We start from the raw sequence: 18,553 nt of genomic DNA, 5'->3' as shown, positions 1-18,553 counted from the left end.
TGCGGCGTGGACGCGCCTTCAGCCTCGGCCCGGCCGCCGCCAGGGCAACAGATAGGGCGCGCGGCCGTGATGGCCGAAATGGGCCACCCTGGCCTCGTGCAGTTCGATCGCGCCCAGAATGCCCAGCCGCACCAACCCCACCATCAGGGCCACGCCGGCGAAAGGCGCCAGACCGTAGATCCAGAACCCGCGCCACTGGCCGGAGAACAGCGCCGGCCCCAGGCTGCGGGCCAGATTGGTGCTGTCACCCGACAGCCAGGCTTCGAACGGATTCAGCATGAAGAACAGCGGGCCGGCCACCAGCGGCGTCACCCAGCGCAGACGGGCGGTGCCCCCCATGAACAGCAGACTGCCGATCAGCAGCGCCGTGGTGCAGATTTCGCCCGTGAAAGCCCAGCCCAGCGGCACCCACGCCGACGGCAGGGTGGCGGAAAAATGCGTGGCGTGCGACCACGCCGCCCAGCGCGGCCAGATCAGCCCCGCCAGTGCCACCAGGCCGGTGCCGAGTACCGCCCCCGCCAACTGGGCGGCGATGTAGCCCAGCATGTCGCGCCAGGCCAGGCGCCCCATCAGGGTAAAAGCCAGCGTCACCGAGGGGCTGACATGCCCGCCGCTGACCCGGCCGAAAGGCGAGAGCGCGGCAAGCGTTCCGCCCAGCCCGAAGAACAGCCCCTGCAATGCCACCTGCAACGCGGGATGGGCCGCCAGCAGCCGCCCAACCGGGCTGCCGGCCGCGCCAAGCAGAATGTTGGTGGAGAGACCGAAGACCATCAGCAGCGCGGTGCCTGCGCATTCGCAGGCATAGAGGCGGGGATGGACCAGCCGGTCGGGGTGCGGCGCGCCAGCCAGCGGCCGGTCATGCGGCTGAGGGTAGCATGCCGGATCGGGCGCCGTGGAGGAAACGGAAGCCGGCCCCGCCACGATCAGCCCTGGTAGGAGGCGATCTCGACCAGATTGCCGTCGGGATCTTCGCAATAGACCGAGGTGACCGGCCCCAGCGCCCCCAGGCGGGCCACCGGCCCGTCGGTGACGCGGACGCCGCATCCCTCCAGATGCTCGACCACATCGCCGCTGGAGACGGCGGTGATGAAACACAGATCGTTGGTGCCGGGCAGCGCGTCGGTGGCCGTGGCCCAGCCTTCCGCCCCATGGGGGCGGAGGTTGAGCTTCTGGCCGCCGAATTTCAGCGCCGTGCGGTTGTTGCGGCCATATTCCTCCCGCTCCATGCCCAGAACCCGTTGATACCAGGACGCCGAGACCTCCAGGTCACGGACGGTGATGACGACGTGGTCCAGCCGATCGACGGTAAAGCGCATGGAACGGGGATCTCCTTGTAGACGGAAAGCCGGGGGTGATCCCCCAGGCTCAGCCCGTCAGACCTTCATAGAAATCATTGCCCTTGTCGTCGATGACGATAAAGGCCGGAAAATTCTCGACCTCGATCTTCCAGACCGCTTCCATGCCCAGTTCCGGATATTCCAGAACCTCGACCTTGCGGATGCAGTCCTTGGCCAGCCGGGCCGCCGGGCCGCCGACCGAGCCGAGATAGAAGCCGCCATATTTGTGGCACGCCTCGCGCACCGCCTTCGACCGGTTGCCCTTGGCCAGCATCACGAACGACCCACCGGCAGCCTGGAGCATATCGACATAGCTGTCCATGCGCCCGGCGGTGGTGGGGCCGAAGGAGCCGGTCGGCAGGCCGTCCGGCGTCTTGGCCGGGCCGGCGTAGTAGACCGGATGATCCTTCAGATACTGCGGCAGGCCCTCGCCGCGCTCCAGCCGCTCGCGGAACTTGGCGTGGGCGATGTCGCGCGCCACGACCACGGTGCCGGTCAGCGACAGGCGGGTCTTGACCGGATACTGCGACAATTGCTGGCGGATCTCGGTCATCGGCTTGTTCAGGTCGATCTGCACCTCTTCGCCGCCCAGATGCTCGTCGGTGGTCTCGGGCAGGAAGCGCGCGGGATCGGTTTCGAGCTGTTCGAGGAAGAAGCCGTCGGCCGTCACGCGGGCCTTGATCTGCCGGTCGGCCGAGCACGACACGCCGATGCCCACGGGCAGCGACGCGCCATGGCGCGGCAGGCGCACCACGCGCACGTCATGGCAGAAATACTTGCCGCCGAACTGCGCGCCGATGCCCAGGCCCTGGGTCAGCTTCAGGATTTCCTGCTCCATCTCCAGGTCGCGGAAGGCATGGCCCTGCGGGCTTCCTTCGGTCGGCAGGGTGTCCAGCCATTTGGTGGAGGCCAGCTTGACCGTCTCCAGCGTCTGTTCGGCCGACATGCCGCCGATCACCACCGCCAGATGGTAGGGCGGGCAGGCCGAGGTGCCGAGCGTGCGCACCTTGACGTCCAGCCATTTCAGCAGGTTTTCCTTGGTGGACAGCAGGGCACGGGTTTCCTGGAACAGGAAGGTCTTGTTGGCCGAGCCGCCGCCCTTGGCGACGAACATCAGGTCCATCTGCTCGGCGTGGTAGTCGCCGGGCGTGGCCGAGATATGGAACTGCACCGGCAGGTTGGTGCCGGTATTCACTTCCTCGAACATCGACAGCGGCGCCATCTGCGAATAGCGCAGGCTGGTGCGGGTATAGGTGTCGTAGACGCCGCGCGAGAACGCCTCTTCCTCGTTGCCGTCCACCCAGACGCGCTGGCCCTTCTTGCCGTAGACGATGGCGGTGCCGGTATCCTGGCACATCGGCAGCACGCCGCCGGCGGCGATGCAGGCGTTCTTCAGCAGGTCCAGCGCCACGAAGCGGTCATTGTCCGACGCTTCGGCGTCTTTCAGGATCTTGGCAAGCTGGGCCAGATGGGCGGGGCGCAGCAGATGCGCGATGTCGTGGAAGGCCCGGGCAGCCAGTTCGCTCAGCGCCTCGGGCTTGACATGCAGCACCGTGCGGCCGTCGCACACGCTGGTGTGGACCCCTTCGATGTCCAGCCGCCGGTACGGCGTGTCGTCATCGTGGAGCGGAAAGAGCGGGCCGTAGACGAACGGCTTCAACGGTGGTTTGGGGGGGGTGGATGCATTCAATGGACAGTTTCCCTCTGTGTGCCTGTCTCCCCCGGATTGGTTCCGGGTGGTGGCGATGCACGGAGAGCCCGGCCGCATCCGGGCCCCCCGGATGGTGTACGGTTCAGCCTGGGCCGGAACCTTTCTTCCGGAACGCGGCCAGGCTGACCACTTGTGGCGAGGACGGCGCCTCCTCGGAGGCCGCGGGGGCGTTTTCCGGGGCTTCCTGCACCGGGGCCGCCAGTTCGGCCGGTGCCTCCTCCTCATGCGCCGGCTCGGGCGGGGTGAAGCGCAGCGCGAGCCGGATATGCGGGTCGGCGAAGGCGGTCACGGCGTCGACGGGAATGACCAGGATCGATCCCACGCCGCCGAAGGACAGGCCGACCGAAATGGTCTGCGCATCCTCATCCACCTTCAGGTCCCAGAACTGATGTTGCAGCACGATGGTGATCTCGTGCGGATACTGGGCACGCAGGCGGGCGGGCAGCACCACGCCCGGCCAGTCGGTGCGGTAGGTGATGTAGAAATGGTGCCCCTCGGGCAGTCCCTCGCGGCCCACATGCTCCAGCGCGCGCAGCATCACGCCCCGATACGCATCCTCGATCCAGGAATCGTAGGGGAGGAGGCTTTCCGGAATCATGGTGTCGAAACCGTTTTCCTCGTCGCGATCGTCGGACATGCGGGATACTCCGTACCGTCCGGCCGCCCCGGTGGGGGTCGACCGGGCCATGATGGCCGTGTGGGTCGCGCCACGCCCTGCCACAGCCTTCAGCCATGCGTCAAACCGCGCGGACGCACAAGGGCTGCCACGGCAGGTCAGACATCACAACCGCAGGAAGAATAATGGCATGATCTGGCGGTGAAGTGGGAGGGCTTCTGTTGCCCGGTGCCCTCCCGAACCGCGCTTGTCACTTATGCAGCGACAGCGAGCACCTCAGAGTTATCGTTGGCACTTGTAAGTTAGCCCGATGACGGCGGTACAATGCCGGGCAAAAGGCAGGTCTTTACCATGCGTGTCGAGCCTGTTTCGTCCCCATGCTCCCCTGCCCCGAAGGGTCGTGACGGGGAGAGTTCTGGTGGAGACGCCGGGTACTGCCCCCGGGTCCACTACACTTATTCCACGTGCCGTTTATCGCCATAGCCAAGGAGCAAGCCCCTCCGGCACCCCGGTATATAAGGATGGCGCTTCCCGGTGGCAAGCCGTGTCCGTGGCCGGTGATTCGTGGTATGCGCGCCCTTGGACTCAGCGGCAGGGACGGAGCGCGGCAATGTTTTCAACGGACCAGAAATCGGAAATCGACGCCGCCCGCGCCGACTGGGCCAAGACGCGCCGCACGGTCGTTCCCGCCATCGAAGAGGTGCTGTACGAGCCCCAGCCGGTTCTGGGCACCGGATTCGTCCGGCTGGTCGACTATATGGGCGGTGACGAAGCCATCGTGCAGGGCGCGCGCGTCTCCTACGGGCGCGGCACCCGCAGCACGTCGGACGACCGGGGGCTGATCCGCTACCTGATGCGCCACCGGCATACCAGCCCGTTCGAACTGGCGGTGGCCAAGTTCCACGTCCGCGCCCCGATCTTCGTCACCCGCCAGTGGTTCCGCCACCGCACGGCCAGCATCAACGAATATTCGGCCCGCTATTCGGTGCTGGAGAAGGAATTCTATTTCCCCCGCCCCGAGGACATCGCCCACCAGTCCGCCAGCAACAAGCAGGGGCGCGGCGAGAGCCTGCCCGCCGATGCCGCCCAGCATGTGCTGGACCTGCTGCGCGAGGACGCGACCCGCTGCTACGACCATTACCTGGAGATGCTGAACCAGGACGAGGACGGGAATGTCGTCGATCCCGCCCGCCCGGTGGTGGCGCGCGAACTGGCGCGCATGACGCTGCCGGTCAATGTGATGACGCAGTTCTACTGGCAGCTCAACCTGTGGAACCTGCTGCATTTCCTGCGGCTGCGTGCCGATGCCCACGCGCAGTATGAAATCCGGGCCTATGCCGACACGATCCTGAATCTGGTCGAGCGCTGGGTGCCTCTGACCTTCGAGGCCTTCCGCGACTACATGCAGGAAGCCGCCCTGCTCTCCGGCCCCGCCCTGCGGGCCCTGCGCGACGTGCTGGCCGGGCGGGAGGTCGATTTGCAGGCCTCGGGCCTGTCGAAGCGCGAGGTCACGGACCTGATCGGCCTGCTGCCCGAGATCGCCCCGCGCCTGGGCCGGTAAGAAGCTGCTTGCGAAGTCGGCCTGACGGCCGCCTTCAGGCCGCCACGAGATTCGACGGCCCCTCCTCCAGCACCCTTACCACATCGCCCACCGCGATCCGCCCTGGCCGCACCACGGCCGCGTTCTGGCCGAACATCACCCCGCCCCTGGCGCGGCGGGTGCGGGCCAGCGTTGCCAGCGGTTCGCGCGGGTCGGGAATTTCGGCCGTCTTCTGGTCGATGGTCGTCATGATGCAGCGCGAACAGGGTTTGACGATGCGCAGCAGCGCCTCGCCCACCGCCAGCAGGCGCCAGCCATCCTCGGCCCACGGCGTGGCCCCATCCAGCACCAGATTGGGCCTGAAACGATCCATCGGCACGGGAGTCGACAGGTCGCGGTTCAGCGCGCCCAGCGACTCCCGGCTGGCCACCAGCACGGCGAATCCGTCCGCGAACCCCACGGTGGCCCCCGCCGGCGCGAACGCCGGATCGGCCGGCCGCGCCCCGGCATCATGCAGATAAACCAGCCGGCAGGGGCGGCCCAGCGCGGCGGTGAGCCAGCCGGCCACGGCATCGCCCGCATCGACGGCCGGCACGCTGTCCTTCCATACCCGCACCATCCGCCGCGCGCCGTCGACGGGCGGCAGGGCGACCGCGTGCGCGCCCTGGCCCGCCAGCGCCAGCACCAGTCCACCGGGGTCGCGCGCCACCGTCACCAGCGCCATCCGCGCCACCTGCCGCTGGGTCAGGAAACCGCCATCCGGATCGGTGACCATCCAGCGCCGGTCATCCTCCAGCCCGCACGGCCCCAGCATGCCGGCCGCCACCGCGAGCCCGCTCAGCGACTTGACGGGATGGACATGCAACGCCGCCACCCGCGCCACAGGGGCCCCGGCCACCGGGTCCGCCAGATCATTCATCATCCCTCACCATAACCCTGCTCACAGGACGCCGCCGCCGAGGCCCGCGCTCGATCACGGGAACGTGAACAACCCAGCCGGAGACGATGCCGCGCCCGTGTATTCCCTCCAGCGGCCGCAGTGCCCCGGAAACAGGCGCAGTACCCCGCCGGGGGGGAAAATCCTTGCCATCCCCGCCTCGTTCCCCCAACGCATGACCGATCGGTCATCGTGGGCGATTGCACGGGCCGCGTCCCATGCTAGAGAGAAGTTTCGCGGACGCGCGTTGACGGGCCGCGAGATCCATTGGCTTCCCCGCGCGTTACAGGCGTCGGGGACGGCAGACCAGGGAAACGGGAACGAGCATGCGTGCAGTGACAGGATCGAACTTACAGCCGTCCCGGTCATGTACGCCCACCCGCCGCCCGCGCCGGACCTCCCGCTTCTTCGCCGGGCTGGCGCTGGCCGCCCTCGCCGGCTGCGCCGCCCCGCCGCCCAAGGACCCGGAGGCGCTGGCCGAATATCGCGAGGCCAACGATCCGTACGAATCCCTCAATCGCAAGATGTACGACCTCAGCATGACGCTGGACAAATATTCCATGCGTCCGGTGGCCAAGGCCTATGTCTGGGCGGTGCCCTACCGCGTGCGGCAGTCGCTGGGCGGCCTGGTCCAGACGATGAACGAGCCGGTGGTGTTCTTCAACGATGTCGGCGCCGGCAAGCCCCGCCGGGCGGGCGATGCCTTCGTGCGCTGGTGCGTCAACATGGTCGCCGGTCTCGGCGGCCTGATCGATGTCGCGAAATATGCGGGCTATCCGCACCACGACAATGACGCCGGCCTGACGCTCGCGACCTGGGGCGTGCCGTCCGGCCCGTATCTGTTCATGCCGATGATGGGGCCGTCGTCGTTCCGCGACGGGGCCGGCTACGGCATCGATGTCGGCCTTTCGCCCTGGAACTATGTGCCCAGGGGCTACGGCCTGCTGACATTCAACTGGGCCTATAACATCATGGGCATGATCAACGGCCGGGCCGACCATCTGGATGCGCTGGACCAGTTGCAGAAAGATGCGCTGGACCCCTACGCCACCATCCGCAGCGCCTACCAGCAGCAGCGCAAGGCCCAGGCCGAAGCCATCCGCAACGACCACCGCGCCACCGTGCCCGACTGGTACAACTGAACAGGGACACAGAGATGAAGACAGCCCTCTCCCGTCGTCATGCACTGGGTCTCGCCGCCGCGACCGCTGCCCTGCAGGTCGCGGCACCGGCCCGCGCGGCTTCCGCCCAGGAAGCCCGCGCATTCGTCAGCACATTCGGCCAGCAGCTGATCGCGATCGTCAATTCCGACCGTACGCTGGCCGAGAAGAAGACCGCGATCCTGCCGCTGCTGCAGGACCATGTCGATATGGACGCCATCGGCCGCTATTGCCTGGGCCGCTACTGGCGGGTGGCCACGCCGGAGCAGCAGACGCGCTTCCTTGCGCTGTTCCACCAGATTCTGGTCAATTCCATCTCCGACAAGATCGGCGACTACCGGGGTGTGACCTTCACCATCGGCAATGTCACCGCCTCCGGCACCGACCAGGCCGTGGATACCGTGATCAACCGCCCCGAGCAGCCTGTCGTGAACGCCCAGTGGATCGTCAGCTTCAGCAGCGGCAAGCCGATGGTGGTGGATGTGATGGCCGAAGGCCCCAGCCTGCGCCTGACCACCCGGCAGGACTATGCCTCCTTCATCGGCCGGCATAACGGCAGCATCGACGCCCTGCTGCACGCGCTGGATCACCAGGTCGCCGCCCACGCCGGGCAATGACCCCCAGCCAGCCCGGCAAACGCGTCAGAAAACGCGTGGCCGGGCCGGCATGCCATCCAGGTCGCCGCGTAAACCGCTGGCAGGACCGCCGGGCTGCCGCCGAGCCCGGGAGCACCGAAGCAGCCGCGCATCGGAGGAAGATGTCTGGCCTGCGTGAGTGGCACGCGCCCCCCGGAATAGCCTGGCGACGCGACGCCGAGCGTAAAGCAGCACATGGCCCATCGCAGCGGCAGCGGATACCGGTTACGCTGCTGCCGGTCGATCTTCAGCCCCCTCCCCATCGGGTTTCGGACACGTCAGCCCTCCATATGGCGGGACTGCGATGCAGCATTGTCCACCGTCACCTACCATCATACCGTTCGGGCAACCAGAACGCCGTCGACGTCAAAGGCTGACCAGGGAAAACGTACCCTTGTTCTGGAAATGCGTTCCATACCGACCCGACAGGCTTTCAAATCGCCGTAAAATCGACGCAGCCTCATCCTTTTCGGCCAGAAACGGCACGCCTCTTTTATGCGCGGCCTTTCCCAGCCCCAATGAAACGGGATGAATCTCGATAGCTGAAAGACCTTTCTGCGCGTCGAACTGGCAGACCGGCAGGATCGTTTCCCAAAATCTGCGATCGGCCGGAAAACCCTTCCTGTCGTTTTCTGTCCGCGCGCGGTACACCATGTGGGTCGTCGTCTCTAAGGGCACCTTGTAAAATTCGTAGGATTCCCTGGGCAGGGCCTCGATCAGTTCATTCTGTCCGATAAAATTGCCCAGCCCATAAAAAATCGCCTTGCCATTATATATCTCCAGCCCCTTGAGAAGATGCTGGCCATGACAGACTACAATATCGGCACCGGCGTCGATCATGCGCCTTGCAAATTCCTCAACGAACGCAGCAGGCGTCTCCCAGCTTATTGCGCCGTCGTCCCCATACCCCACATCATGCGTATGCAGGCTGACGACCACGACGTCCGAAACGATATCGGCCTCACGCGTCCAGCGTTCGATGTCCTGCATATCCCGCTCATCCGGTATTGTCTCCATCCTGCAGGAATCGCCCGTTACGAAATCCAGGCCCGCGAACGGCAGGACGCCATCAGGGGGCGCATACTCGAAGCCCAACCGCACCTGCTGCTCCCTGATGCGGGCCAGGCCCACCCGCTCATGGATGCCCTGGAGGGCGGCCATGTCATCTGGCATCACCACGAAACGCCGTTTGTGGCGCAGCGGATTCAGGCCCGGTCGCCCCTGCATGCTGCGCGTCTGGTCAGCCGCTTCCTGCCCACGGGCAAAAGTCGAACAGCACGATATCATCGCGACCGTACCCTTGGGGTGGGTTGCATAGGCCGGGCGTCGGGCGGCTTCCAGCGTGCGCCCGACACCTGCGAACAGGATCTGGCGCTGTTCCAGACAATCGAGTGCCGAGCGCACGCCCGCGACACCATAATCCAGACTATGATTTGTCGCTGCCGCAAACAGGGAAAAGCCTGCTTCAGATAAATCGTCCAGCACCCACGGGCGCGCACTGAAATGCGACCCGCCATGATCGAACACCGGATCACCTTCAAAATTGCTTGGCAGCATTTCCAGATTTGTGAACGAAACGTCACACGCCCTGATCTTGTCAAACAGACTACGGCATGTCGGATCCGACATGCTGTTCAATCTCCGAAATACGATACTGTCGCCTGTCAGGGAGACTCTCATGATATCCTCACGTAAACACATCAATATACCGAATGTACCGTCATGAATTCATGAGCGAATCCGCAATCTGCCCCCTCGTCGCAAACCAGACATTCTCGATACCGGATATATACTCGACGAATCTCCGCAATCCTTCTGCCCGAGCGGGTCGACCCACGATCCGGCAATGCAGACTGATCGTCATCATCTTCGGATGCTCGGCACCCTCGCGATACAGACAATCGAACGTGTCTTTCAGATAACTGAAAAAATCGTCCCCTTTTGCGAATCCGCCTCGCCAGAACTTGATATCATTCGCATCCAGCGCGTGCGGAACCACGCACCATTTCTGCCCATCGACGGATACAAAATATGGCAGATCATCGGCGTAGGAATCACAGTCGTAGTGAAAACCGCCATGTTCCACCAACAGCTTTCTCGTGTGAACACTTGGCGCATAACGGCAGTACCAACCGGTCGGAACCCGCCCGGTCAACGTCTTCAGCAGTTCATAGGCCTGGTGAATATGGTCCCGCTCTGTCTCGCGCGTCAGCCGGGACACTTCTTCCCAACGATAGCCATGACAGACGATTTCATGCTGCATGGCACCAGACAGATATGCCGCGAGCTCCGGATTGCGCTGTAGCGCGACGGGGCAGGCATACATCGAGACCGGAAGACCGAACTGGTCAAACAGGTCAATCAGGCGCCAGACTCCGGCACGACTGCCGTATTCGAAGAACGACTCCATCGCCAGGTCTCGCTCGCCCGGAGCGGGCGCGCGCGTTACCTCGCCCAGGGTCTCGCCATACGAATCCCCATCCAGCACGCTCTGTTCGGCCCCTTCCTCGAGATTGATGACGAAGGACACCGCTATGCGCGCACCGCCTGGCCATCGCATAACAGGGGGGCACCGTCCATACCCGACGAAATCGCGTTCACTCGCTTCTTCCGCTGTCATGATCCAGATCCTTTCAATCCCTCAACACAAAATTGCAGCGGACGGTGAAGAGCAGATCGTCTGCACCGCCAGCACCACATCGTCTGTCCCGGTCGCGCATTATTGCGGGAGGCTGCCCGTCCATGGCCTGACACGCTGGCCGGAGCCGGGCTCCGCCATCACAGTGTCGCCGTCATAGATCATCCGGCCGCGCAGATAGGTCGCGCTCACCTTCCAAGCCAGTTCCCGCCCGTCATAGGGGCTCCAATCCGCAAAGGCATTGGCGCTGGCCTGGGCGTCGTAGGTCCAGCGTTCGCGTTTCATGACCGTGATATCCGCATCCAGCCCAGGTCGCAGCGCCCCCTTCTGCCCGGAAATGCGAAAGAGACGCGATGGGTTATAGGCCAGGAGACGCGGCCCCCAGCTCAGGGAAAGCCCCCTTTTTTTCAGCTCGGTCAGGAACAGGGGATAGATCACCTCCAGCGAAGGAACGCCGGACGCGTTGGCGAGCATGTTTTCGTTCAGCTTGCGGTCCAGCGACCAGGAGACATGATCCGTCGAAACGATGGTCACATTCCCAGCGGCCAGATGGTGCCACAATCCCTCGACATCCTTGCGCGGACGGATGGGCGGATTGACCTTCGCCTTGCCCCCTAACCGGGCGACATCGCCTTCCTCATCCAACAGCAGGTAATGGACGCAGGCTTCAATGGTCGAATCCACACCCTGCTGACGATAGGCGGAACAAAGCTCGTACCCACGGGGGATCGAGGCGTGCACGACATGCGCCGAACAGCCGGTCGCCGCTCCGATTTCATAAATCTGGGTAATGGCCAATGCTTCCGCCAGCGCAGGGCGGGACAGTCCGTGCGCCGACCAGTCGGACAACCCCTTCTGCTTTACTTCCCTGATCGCGGATTTGACGAATTCGTCGTCCTCGTTGTGTACACCCGCGACCAGGCCGTACCGCGCGATTTCCGCGAAACATTCGGCCAGCAATGCGGCGGGAATACGTGGAAAGCGCTCGGGGTCCGTCTCGAACGTAGAGAATTTGAAACCTACGGCCCCCGCCTGCACCATACCGGGAATGTCGCCGGCGCCGACACGCGGGTCGATCGTCCCCCACAGGCCGAAATCGGTCCTGACCTGGCTGGCGGCCTCATGGGCCTTCTGCAACAGCCTGTCAGCATTGCAGACCAAGAACCCGTCGTCATAGGGCATGTCCATGATCGTGGTGACACCCCCGGCCGCCGCCGCCCGCGTCGTCCAGACAAAATCCTCCTGCCCCGCCTGGGTACGGGAGTGGACCTGCGCGTCAATGCCTCCGGGCAGCAGCAACCCATCGCCGTAATCGACCATATGATCGCAGGCCGGCGGCATATCCTGCCCAACCTGGACAATTTTCTCGTCGGCGACCGCGATCCAGCCATTTTCGATGACCCTGGTCTCGGTGACCACATTACCTTTGAGAATAAAATCGATTTTCATTTTTTCCTCCACTGGCGAAATCCGGACGGCCGCAACATCACAGACGGAACCCCTCATCATAATAACCGCTGATCAAGACGGGACCTTCGTCGTCGACGCGCCCAGCGTCACTCGGCACTTAACGAAAACATCATCCCTGCTCGCAGGAAGCCGCGCCCGTCGTATACGGCTCCGGGCCAGGCCGACCAGGCAGAACGAACACGGTCACGACCATATCGACGACATACACCAGTCCAAGAAAACCCAGTGCGCCAGCGAAACCCAGTTGCGCGGCAGCATAGCCGATCACAAGCGGCGCCAGGCCCCCGCATGCCCGGCCGAGGCTCCACAATACGCTCTGAGCCGTACTACGGTTTTGCACCGGATAATATACGCCGACCAGTTCACCATACCCGCCCATCATTCCGTTGACGAATATGCCGGCGACGATCCCCAGCGGTATCAGCACCTGACTGGACTGAACACAGGAGTACAGCAGCACAATCATCGCCGCACCAAGCTGGTAGGATACGAAGGCCCGCCTGTATCCGATCTTCGCCGACAGACGACCGAAAAGCAGCACCCCCACGATCATCCCTACAACCATCAGCGCGGCGGCGAATCCCGAATTCATCATGCTGAATCCACGCTCCTTCGTCAGATAGGACGGAAGCCAGATCATCAGGCCGTAATATCCAAAATTCTGTATGAAGGCCATCGTGCAGATAGCGATGGAACTGCGACGCCTGATCGGCGGATACCATAATCCCTTCACCGGATTATCGCCCGTAGGACGCGACCGGCTGGACACCTGAAATTCCTCGGAATCCTGAACGCCCCGCCGGATGAAGAAAGCCGCCAACGCCGGCAGCCCTCCCACCACGAAGACACCGCGCCACCCGATCATTGGCAGAAGAAGCGGTGTGAGCAGCGATGCCAGCAACACGCCCAATTGCCAGCTCAACCCCACATAGGACGCTATACGCGGCCGCATGGTGGCGGGATACGCTTCGGTCGCCAGAACCACGCCGACCCCGAATTCGCACCCCATGCCAAGCCCGGCGCAGAACCTGTAGAACAGAAGATCGTAAAATCCCGTAGAAAAAGAGGACAGAATTGAAAATACCGAGAACACTAGGATCGACATCGATAAGACTCGCGCCCGACCGATATAATCCGCGAGGATACCGAACCCTGCCCCACCGATCGCCCCGCCCACCAACGTCCATGTCACCAGGATTCCGCTGTCGATCGGAGACAGCAGCAGATCGTGCGAAAGGGAGGGCAACATGAAACTGAGCATCAGCATGTCGAAGCCGTCCAGGGCAAAGCCCGCCATCGCTGCGATCAGGGCGCGCCTTGGATTTCCATTCTTTGTCATTCTACAATCCACTTTCCAAAGAAGGTCGTCATTTCGTGCCCGGCTGACATGAGTAGAACGATCTCGTCTTTCGCCAACATCCTGCTCCGCCATCATGCGCGGACCGATGCCGAGGCATGCCGCCCCGCTGCGCACCCCGTCAATCGTCATATCCTGCATCTGATATCCTCATCGGTGTCGCAATGAACGTCTTCAATTTGGAAAACGCGGATATGCTTTTCCTGAACATCACATTGTGGCGGGTCGGGTGGTGCAAACTGTCGCCACCGGTACCTACTGAGCCATCCATCCTCCATCCACCATGAGGTTATGGCCCGCGATATAGGTGGCATCATCACTCGCCAGAAACAGGACGGCACGCGCAACGTCCTGAGGTGTGCCGAGACGCGGCATCGGAGTACGTCGCCTTGAATAATCGAGACGTTCAGGATCGACAGCCGGCCCCGTCTTGCCAGTCAGGATCTTGCCTGGCGCCACGGCATTGCAGATGATGTAATCCTTTGCATAGTCCGTGGCGACCTGTCTGGTCATATAGACGAGGCCCGCCTTGCTGACGCCATAGGCAAAGTCCTGCGGCGCGCCGATCATGCCATGCTGGGATGTAATGTTGACGATCCGTCCTCGCGCCTCATTCACGATATCCTGCTTCAACATCTGAAGGACGGCCGCCCGCAGGCAAAGATAGGCGCCTTTCAGGTTGACATCCATGACACGGTCCCAGTCCGCCTCCGTGGTGTCCGCCAGGGGCAATCCGCCCCGGACCATCGCGTTGTTGATCAGGATATCAACACGACCGAAACGTGTAACCACCAGATGAAACAGGGATTGTACGTCTGCCTGCCTTGAGATATCCGTCCTGACGAACATGGCGCTGTCTGTCAGTTTGCGCAGGGCGTGAATAACAGGTTCGCCCCCTTCCACAACGTCTTCTGTAATATCGGCCGCAATGACGGTTGCGCCTTCCCGGGCAAAAAGCAGGGCAATGGCGCGTCCTATACCCGACGACGCTCCGGTGACGATTGCGGTCTTGTTCAGAAGGCGCATGAGAAAACCCCTAATGACGGATAATTTGCTGCAGGAATGTGCGGGTACGGTCATGCGCCGGCCCCTGGAAAAAGGCATCCGGTGCGTTTCGTTCCAGAATTCGGCCGGCATCCATGAAAATGACCTCGTCCGCCACGCTGCGGGCAAAGCCCATTTCATGGGTCACACAGACCATTGTCATCCCGTCCTTGGCCAACTGGACCATGACGTCGAGAACTTCCATGATCATTTCCGGATCCAATGCCGATGTCGGTTCGTCAAAGAGCATGATCTTGGGTTCCATGCACAACGCACGGGCAATGGCAACGCGCTGTTGCTGTCCACCCGAGATCGCCGAGGGAAGCTTGTCTGCATGATCGGAAAGCTTCACCCGTTCCAAATAGAATCGGGCCAGGATTTCGGCCTCGGCCTTCGATTTCCCGCGCACCTTTATCGGAGCGATCATGAGGTTCTTCAGGACGCTAAGATGAGGAAACAGATTGAAATGCTGGAACACCATCCCGACTTCGCGCCGGATCAGGTCCAGGCTCCTCGATTTTCCGTGGACTGGCGCGCCATTGACGAAGAGTTCGCCTCCATCAAAGCTCTCCAGTCCATTCATGCACCGGATCAACGTGGATTTGCCTGATCCCGATGGACCACAGATGACGACGCGCCGCCCCGGCGCGATCGTAAGGCTGACATCCTTCAGTGCATGATAGCTGCCATAGTGTTTCTCGAGCGCGCGCACATCGATGGCCGCGCGGCCTTCCAGATGGTCCGGCATATTGGAGGGCCTGCTACAGGTCATCGGGATACTGCTCCAGCCAGTTCAGATAGTTGACAACGGTATCGGCCCCTGTGAAGCACGGCACATAGTCCGTGTCCTGCAGCAGGCGGTCGATGGACAGCGGGGCACGGTCCTGCCTGAGCGGAGACAGGATTGTTGGCGCCTTGCCCGGAACGGAATGGGTTATGGGCGCTCCATGCAGGACAGACGCCATGACCGTCCCCCATTCGGCGACTGTGCTGACAGACCCGTTTCCTATGTTATAGATGTCGTGTTTCAAAACCTGGGCGAGCGCAAGGGATGCGATCCCTCTCCCGGCATCACGGCTGTAAAGCCAGTCTCCCGCCATTCGCCGGTCAAGAATGACCGGTTCGCCGCGCAGCAGGCGTTCAAGGAGTTGCGCGTGAGGACTGAGCATGGGACGCACGGCCGTCCCATGCTCCCAGGGGCCATAAACCGGCCCGATCCGGGCGATCCGCACATCCATTTGATAAATCTCCGCGAGGCGCAGAGCCGTTTTTTCCGCCGCCACCTTACTGATTCCGTACAGGCTATGCGGAGCGAGCGGATGGTCTTCCGATATCATGCCTTCCGCCGGATCGACATGACCGTAGACGGCCACGCTGCTGGCCATCACGACACGCCGGATATCCGGGATTGCCCGCACTGCCTTCATGAGCGAAGCGACACCTGAGATATTGACCTCCGTAATCCGCTCCGGCGCGGCCTTTTCCGCATCCAGGTCCGGCGTGACGGCTGCCAGATGAATCACGATATCCGGCCGACAGACCCCAAGTGCCCGTTCAAGGTCGTGCGCCGAGCGGATATCGCCATGGACAAAGGCCACGTCCCGCAAGGGGGCTCTTTCGCCAAACCGCGCGGGGACAGGAGCCATCGCGAACAGGAATGGGGTATGTCCTCGCGCAAGGAATGCTTCGGCGACGGCCAACCCGACGGAGCCCGTGCCCCCCGTCACGAAGACCTTCAAAGATCGACCCTCCCTCGCAATGCTCCCCTTTCCAGTCGTGAAACAAGGTGAGAAAACGGCCATAACAATACGAAGAAGATGATACCTACGGCGCTGAGCGGAGTAGGATTGTATATCTGCTCCTGGGCGATCTCGGCGGAGCGGATCAGTTCCGGTATCGCGACAAGTCCGGCGATCGACGTGGTCTTGACCAGTTCAAGGGAGTTGCTGGCTAGTGGAGCAGCGGCCCTGCGCAGGACCTGCGGCAGGATGATGTAGAACATCGCCTTCGTACGGTGAAATCCCAGCGCCTGGGCCGCCTCCATCTGCGAAACTGGAATCGATTCCAGACCAGCGCGGAATATCTCGCTGAAATAGCCCGTATTGTTCAGGACAATCGCGGCCACGACAGCGGAAAAGCCGCCCAGCGTTATCCCCAGAAACGGCAGGCTGTAATAGATCAGGATCAACATCATCAGAACGGGAAAAGCCCTCATCAGGTCGATCAGAACCAGCATGAACCGCCGGACCCGCTTTCCCGCGAAACTGTAGAGAAGCGCAACAGAAAGACCACATAGGATAGCGAGCGGCAATGCGACGACGGAAAGCAGCAGCGTGAGCCTCAGCCCCTGCCAGAGTAGATACTGCACCGGCATGAGCGATGAAATATTGAAGAAATTTGTCAGGAACAGGTGCATTGCCGGATGATCCTTAGCGCGAGAAATGCCGTTCCGTGTATCGGCTGAACATGACGAGCGGAAAGAAAAACAGCAGGTAGAAAAAGGTCGCCAATATCAGTGGAGAGGGATTCGCCTTTATCGCCATGACACTTTGTGCGCTTCCAAGCGTTTCCTGCAAGGACACAGCAACCCCGAATGCCGTTCCTTTCGTAATGGCGATCATCCGGTTGGTAACAAGAGGAAGCGCAAGCCGGAGTGCCTGGGGCAGGATGAAGAAGAACAGGCTCTGCGAACGCCGGAACCCGAGGGCAAAGGCGGCTTCCCATTGGCCACGAGGTACGGCGACAATAGCCGTCCAGAAAATCTCCGCTGAAAACGCGGCAAGCACCGCGGAAAGGGCGACCACGGTCGAGAAAAATGCCGAGAGACGGATACCCGCATACGGCAGGCCAAAATATATGAAAATCAGGACAACCAACTGCGGCATGGTCCGGAAAATTTCGATATAAAACCGGATCAGCGCGTTGAGGATACGATTGTTGATGCACCGCAGCAAGGCAAACCCGAGACCGAATCCCAAGCCGAGGATAATGATGGACAGGGCGGCACGAACCGTCACCCAGAAGCCCTGCAGCACATCGGGAAAAGCCTCTCTTATGATCTGGGCATTGAAATAGTTTTCAATAATCTGGTGCATGCGCCGTCCGGCTATGGGAAAATGTGCTGATTGCGATCTGAGCGGATTTCATATGGAAAAATCAATAACATTCTAAATCATGAGGTCTGGCATCGTAACCCGAAAATCCGGGTGGCCCGAAGCCCGGATAGATGGTCGTAAGAGGACTGCCCTTTGGAGGAACGGCGCCGTACCACTTGAGGTAAAGCCTGGCCAGCACACCCTCCCGCTTCAGACATTCAATGGCCCTTTCGGCTCGGCCCCGCAATTCCGCATCATTTCTGCGGAATGCGTAAGCAAAATTCCGGCCATCAAAGTCCTTGTAGGCGACTTCGATGAGCGGATTCCTGCTGGCCGCGTAAACGGTCGTCGGAATTTCATTCAGAGCCGTAAGGGCGCGGCCCGTCAGCACGGCCAGCACCGAATCGGGAAATGTTTCATAACGCTGGATCGTAAATCCATAGCGCTCCTGGTTCTGCGTTGCCCAGGTATCAGACAAAGTCCCCCGGTTTACCGCCAGCACCTGCCCCCTAAGGTCTTCCAGACCCGACAGCTTCCTCCCTTTGAGAACGATAAAGCCATTTCCTGTCGCAAAGATCGGTTCGCTGAACAGAAGTCTTTCGCTGCGCTCACGCGTGATGTTGAGCGGATTGACCGTCATATCGATACGCGAGGAAAACAGCGCCGGGAACAGGCCGGAGAAATTGATGTCCTCGATATCAACGGCCCCGTATCCCATTTTCCGCCCGACCGCCCTGATCAGGTCTACCCCGAACCCTTCCGGTCCATCGTGCCCCCGGACGATCCACGGTGCCACGCCGAAGTCCGACCCGACCGTCAACGTTCCCGCGGGCGATGGCGTGGCGCACCAGCCAGCCCACGGAAATGCCACGAACGCCGCGAATGCCACGCACAGGAGAATAGGATATGATTTCCTCATTCATATAGCTCCCGAATACGCGCGGCCTATCGCTGGTCTTTTTCCCAAGCTGCCGGCCGCCATATGCTCGACCGGCGTGGCTGGGAAAACATGA

General features: G+C 62.1%; 18 protein-coding genes and 1 other RNA gene. 3 read left to right on the top strand and 16 right to left on the bottom strand.

Annotated features, from left to right (window positions below; genetic code table 11):
- Positions 1-18: 18 nt before the first annotated feature.
- From HLH25_RS05735 to ssrA, 5 genes are all read right to left on the bottom strand, one after another.
- Positions 19-921 carry an MIP/aquaporin family protein gene (locus HLH25_RS05735; RefSeq protein ID WP_182973292.1) on the bottom strand — a complete coding sequence of 301 codons (903 nt, stop codon included), beginning with the start codon at positions 919-921 and terminating at the stop codon, positions 19-21.
- A gap of 2 nt (positions 922-923) precedes the next feature.
- On the bottom strand, positions 924-1,316 hold the full coding sequence (locus HLH25_RS05730) for a VOC family protein (RefSeq protein ID WP_114725502.1): 393 nt from the start codon (positions 1,314-1,316) through the stop codon (positions 924-926).
- Positions 1,317-1,365: 49 nt separating this feature from the next.
- Positions 1,366-3,027: a fumarate hydratase gene (locus tag HLH25_RS05725; RefSeq protein WP_182973165.1), complete on the bottom strand. Its 1,662-nt coding sequence runs from the start codon at positions 3,025-3,027 to the stop codon at positions 1,366-1,368.
- 103 nt (positions 3,028-3,130) lie between these two features.
- Positions 3,131-3,685: an SspB family protein gene (locus HLH25_RS05720; protein ID WP_182973164.1), complete on the bottom strand. Its 555-nt coding sequence runs from the start codon at positions 3,683-3,685 to the stop codon at positions 3,131-3,133.
- Positions 3,686-3,869: 184 nt separating this feature from the next.
- Positions 3,870-4,209: a transfer-messenger RNA gene (ssrA, locus tag HLH25_RS05715) on the bottom strand.
- Between the two features lie 65 nt (positions 4,210-4,274).
- On the opposite strand from ssrA, the gene thyX reads away from it, so the two are divergent.
- The gene (thyX, locus tag HLH25_RS05710) at positions 4,275-5,225 is read left to right on the top strand and encodes an FAD-dependent thymidylate synthase (RefSeq protein ID WP_182973163.1); all 951 of its coding nucleotides are present in this window, start codon (positions 4,275-4,277) and stop codon (positions 5,223-5,225) included.
- Between the two features lie 34 nt (positions 5,226-5,259).
- Here thyX and HLH25_RS05705 read toward each other — a convergent pair whose 3' ends face one another.
- Positions 5,260-6,126, bottom strand: a complete 867-nt coding sequence (locus HLH25_RS05705) for an MOSC domain-containing protein (RefSeq protein WP_246401492.1) — start codon at positions 6,124-6,126, stop codon at positions 5,260-5,262.
- 341 nt (positions 6,127-6,467) lie between these two features.
- On the opposite strand from HLH25_RS05705, the gene HLH25_RS05700 reads away from it, so the two are divergent.
- Entirely contained in the window at positions 6,468-7,283 is an 816-nt protein-coding gene (locus HLH25_RS05700) for an MlaA family lipoprotein (RefSeq protein ID WP_182973162.1), read from the top strand.
- 14 nt (positions 7,284-7,297) lie between these two features.
- Positions 7,298-7,918 carry an MlaC/ttg2D family ABC transporter substrate-binding protein gene (locus HLH25_RS05695; protein WP_182973161.1) on the top strand — a complete coding sequence of 207 codons (621 nt, stop codon included), beginning with the start codon at positions 7,298-7,300 and terminating at the stop codon, positions 7,916-7,918.
- 384 nt (positions 7,919-8,302) lie between these two features.
- Here HLH25_RS05695 and HLH25_RS05690 read toward each other — a convergent pair whose 3' ends face one another.
- The 10 genes from HLH25_RS05690 to HLH25_RS05645 all read right to left on the bottom strand — a co-directional run bounded on the left by HLH25_RS05690 (position 8,303) and on the right by HLH25_RS05645 (position 18,459).
- On the bottom strand, positions 8,303-9,616 hold the full coding sequence (locus HLH25_RS05690; protein WP_182973160.1) for a CapA family protein: 1,314 nt from the start codon (positions 9,614-9,616) through the stop codon (positions 8,303-8,305).
- Between the two features lie 40 nt (positions 9,617-9,656).
- A complete protein-coding gene (locus HLH25_RS05685) occupies positions 9,657-10,556 on the bottom strand; it encodes a polysaccharide deacetylase family protein (protein ID WP_182973159.1) in 900 nt (299 codons plus the stop codon).
- Positions 10,557-10,655: 99 nt separating this feature from the next.
- Complete coding sequence (locus HLH25_RS05680; RefSeq protein ID WP_182973158.1) at positions 10,656-12,023, bottom strand: dihydroorotase; 1,368 nt, start codon at positions 12,021-12,023, stop codon at positions 10,656-10,658.
- 130 nt (positions 12,024-12,153) lie between these two features.
- A complete protein-coding gene (locus HLH25_RS05675; RefSeq protein ID WP_246401472.1) occupies positions 12,154-13,479 on the bottom strand; it encodes an MFS transporter in 1,326 nt (441 codons plus the stop codon).
- A 177-nt stretch (positions 13,480-13,656) separates the two neighbouring features.
- The gene (locus HLH25_RS05670; RefSeq protein WP_246401469.1) at positions 13,657-14,481 is read right to left on the bottom strand and encodes an SDR family NAD(P)-dependent oxidoreductase; all 825 of its coding nucleotides are present in this window, start codon (positions 14,479-14,481) and stop codon (positions 13,657-13,659) included.
- The gene (locus HLH25_RS05665) at positions 14,438-15,193 is read right to left on the bottom strand and encodes an amino acid ABC transporter ATP-binding protein (RefSeq protein ID WP_220791699.1); all 756 of its coding nucleotides are present in this window, start codon (positions 15,191-15,193) and stop codon (positions 14,438-14,440) included. The genes HLH25_RS05670 and HLH25_RS05665 overlap by 44 nt, the downstream gene beginning before the upstream one ends.
- A gap of 13 nt (positions 15,194-15,206) precedes the next feature.
- Positions 15,207-16,247, bottom strand: coding sequence for an NAD-dependent epimerase/dehydratase family protein (locus tag HLH25_RS05660; RefSeq protein WP_259657204.1), 1,041 nt, complete (start codon positions 16,245-16,247; stop codon positions 15,207-15,209).
- Positions 16,181-16,861 (bottom strand): amino acid ABC transporter permease, encoded by a 681-nt coding sequence (locus tag HLH25_RS05655; RefSeq protein ID WP_182973155.1) that lies wholly within the window; start codon positions 16,859-16,861, stop codon positions 16,181-16,183. Before HLH25_RS05655 ends, HLH25_RS05660 begins: the two co-directional genes overlap by 67 nt.
- A 13-nt stretch (positions 16,862-16,874) precedes the next feature.
- Entirely contained in the window at positions 16,875-17,540 is a 666-nt protein-coding gene (locus HLH25_RS05650; RefSeq protein WP_182973154.1) for an amino acid ABC transporter permease, read from the bottom strand.
- A 61-nt stretch (positions 17,541-17,601) separates the two neighbouring features.
- Positions 17,602-18,459, bottom strand: a complete 858-nt coding sequence (locus HLH25_RS05645; RefSeq protein WP_182973153.1) for a substrate-binding periplasmic protein — start codon at positions 18,457-18,459, stop codon at positions 17,602-17,604.
- Between the last annotated feature and the right edge of the window lie 94 nt (positions 18,460-18,553).

Source organism: Gluconacetobacter dulcium, from assembly GCF_014174165.1.
Lineage (GTDB): Bacteria > Pseudomonadota > Alphaproteobacteria > Acetobacterales > Acetobacteraceae > Gluconacetobacter > Gluconacetobacter dulcium.
Note: the sequence above shows the minus strand (reverse complement) of the source record. Positions and strands in the feature narration are given on the sequence as shown.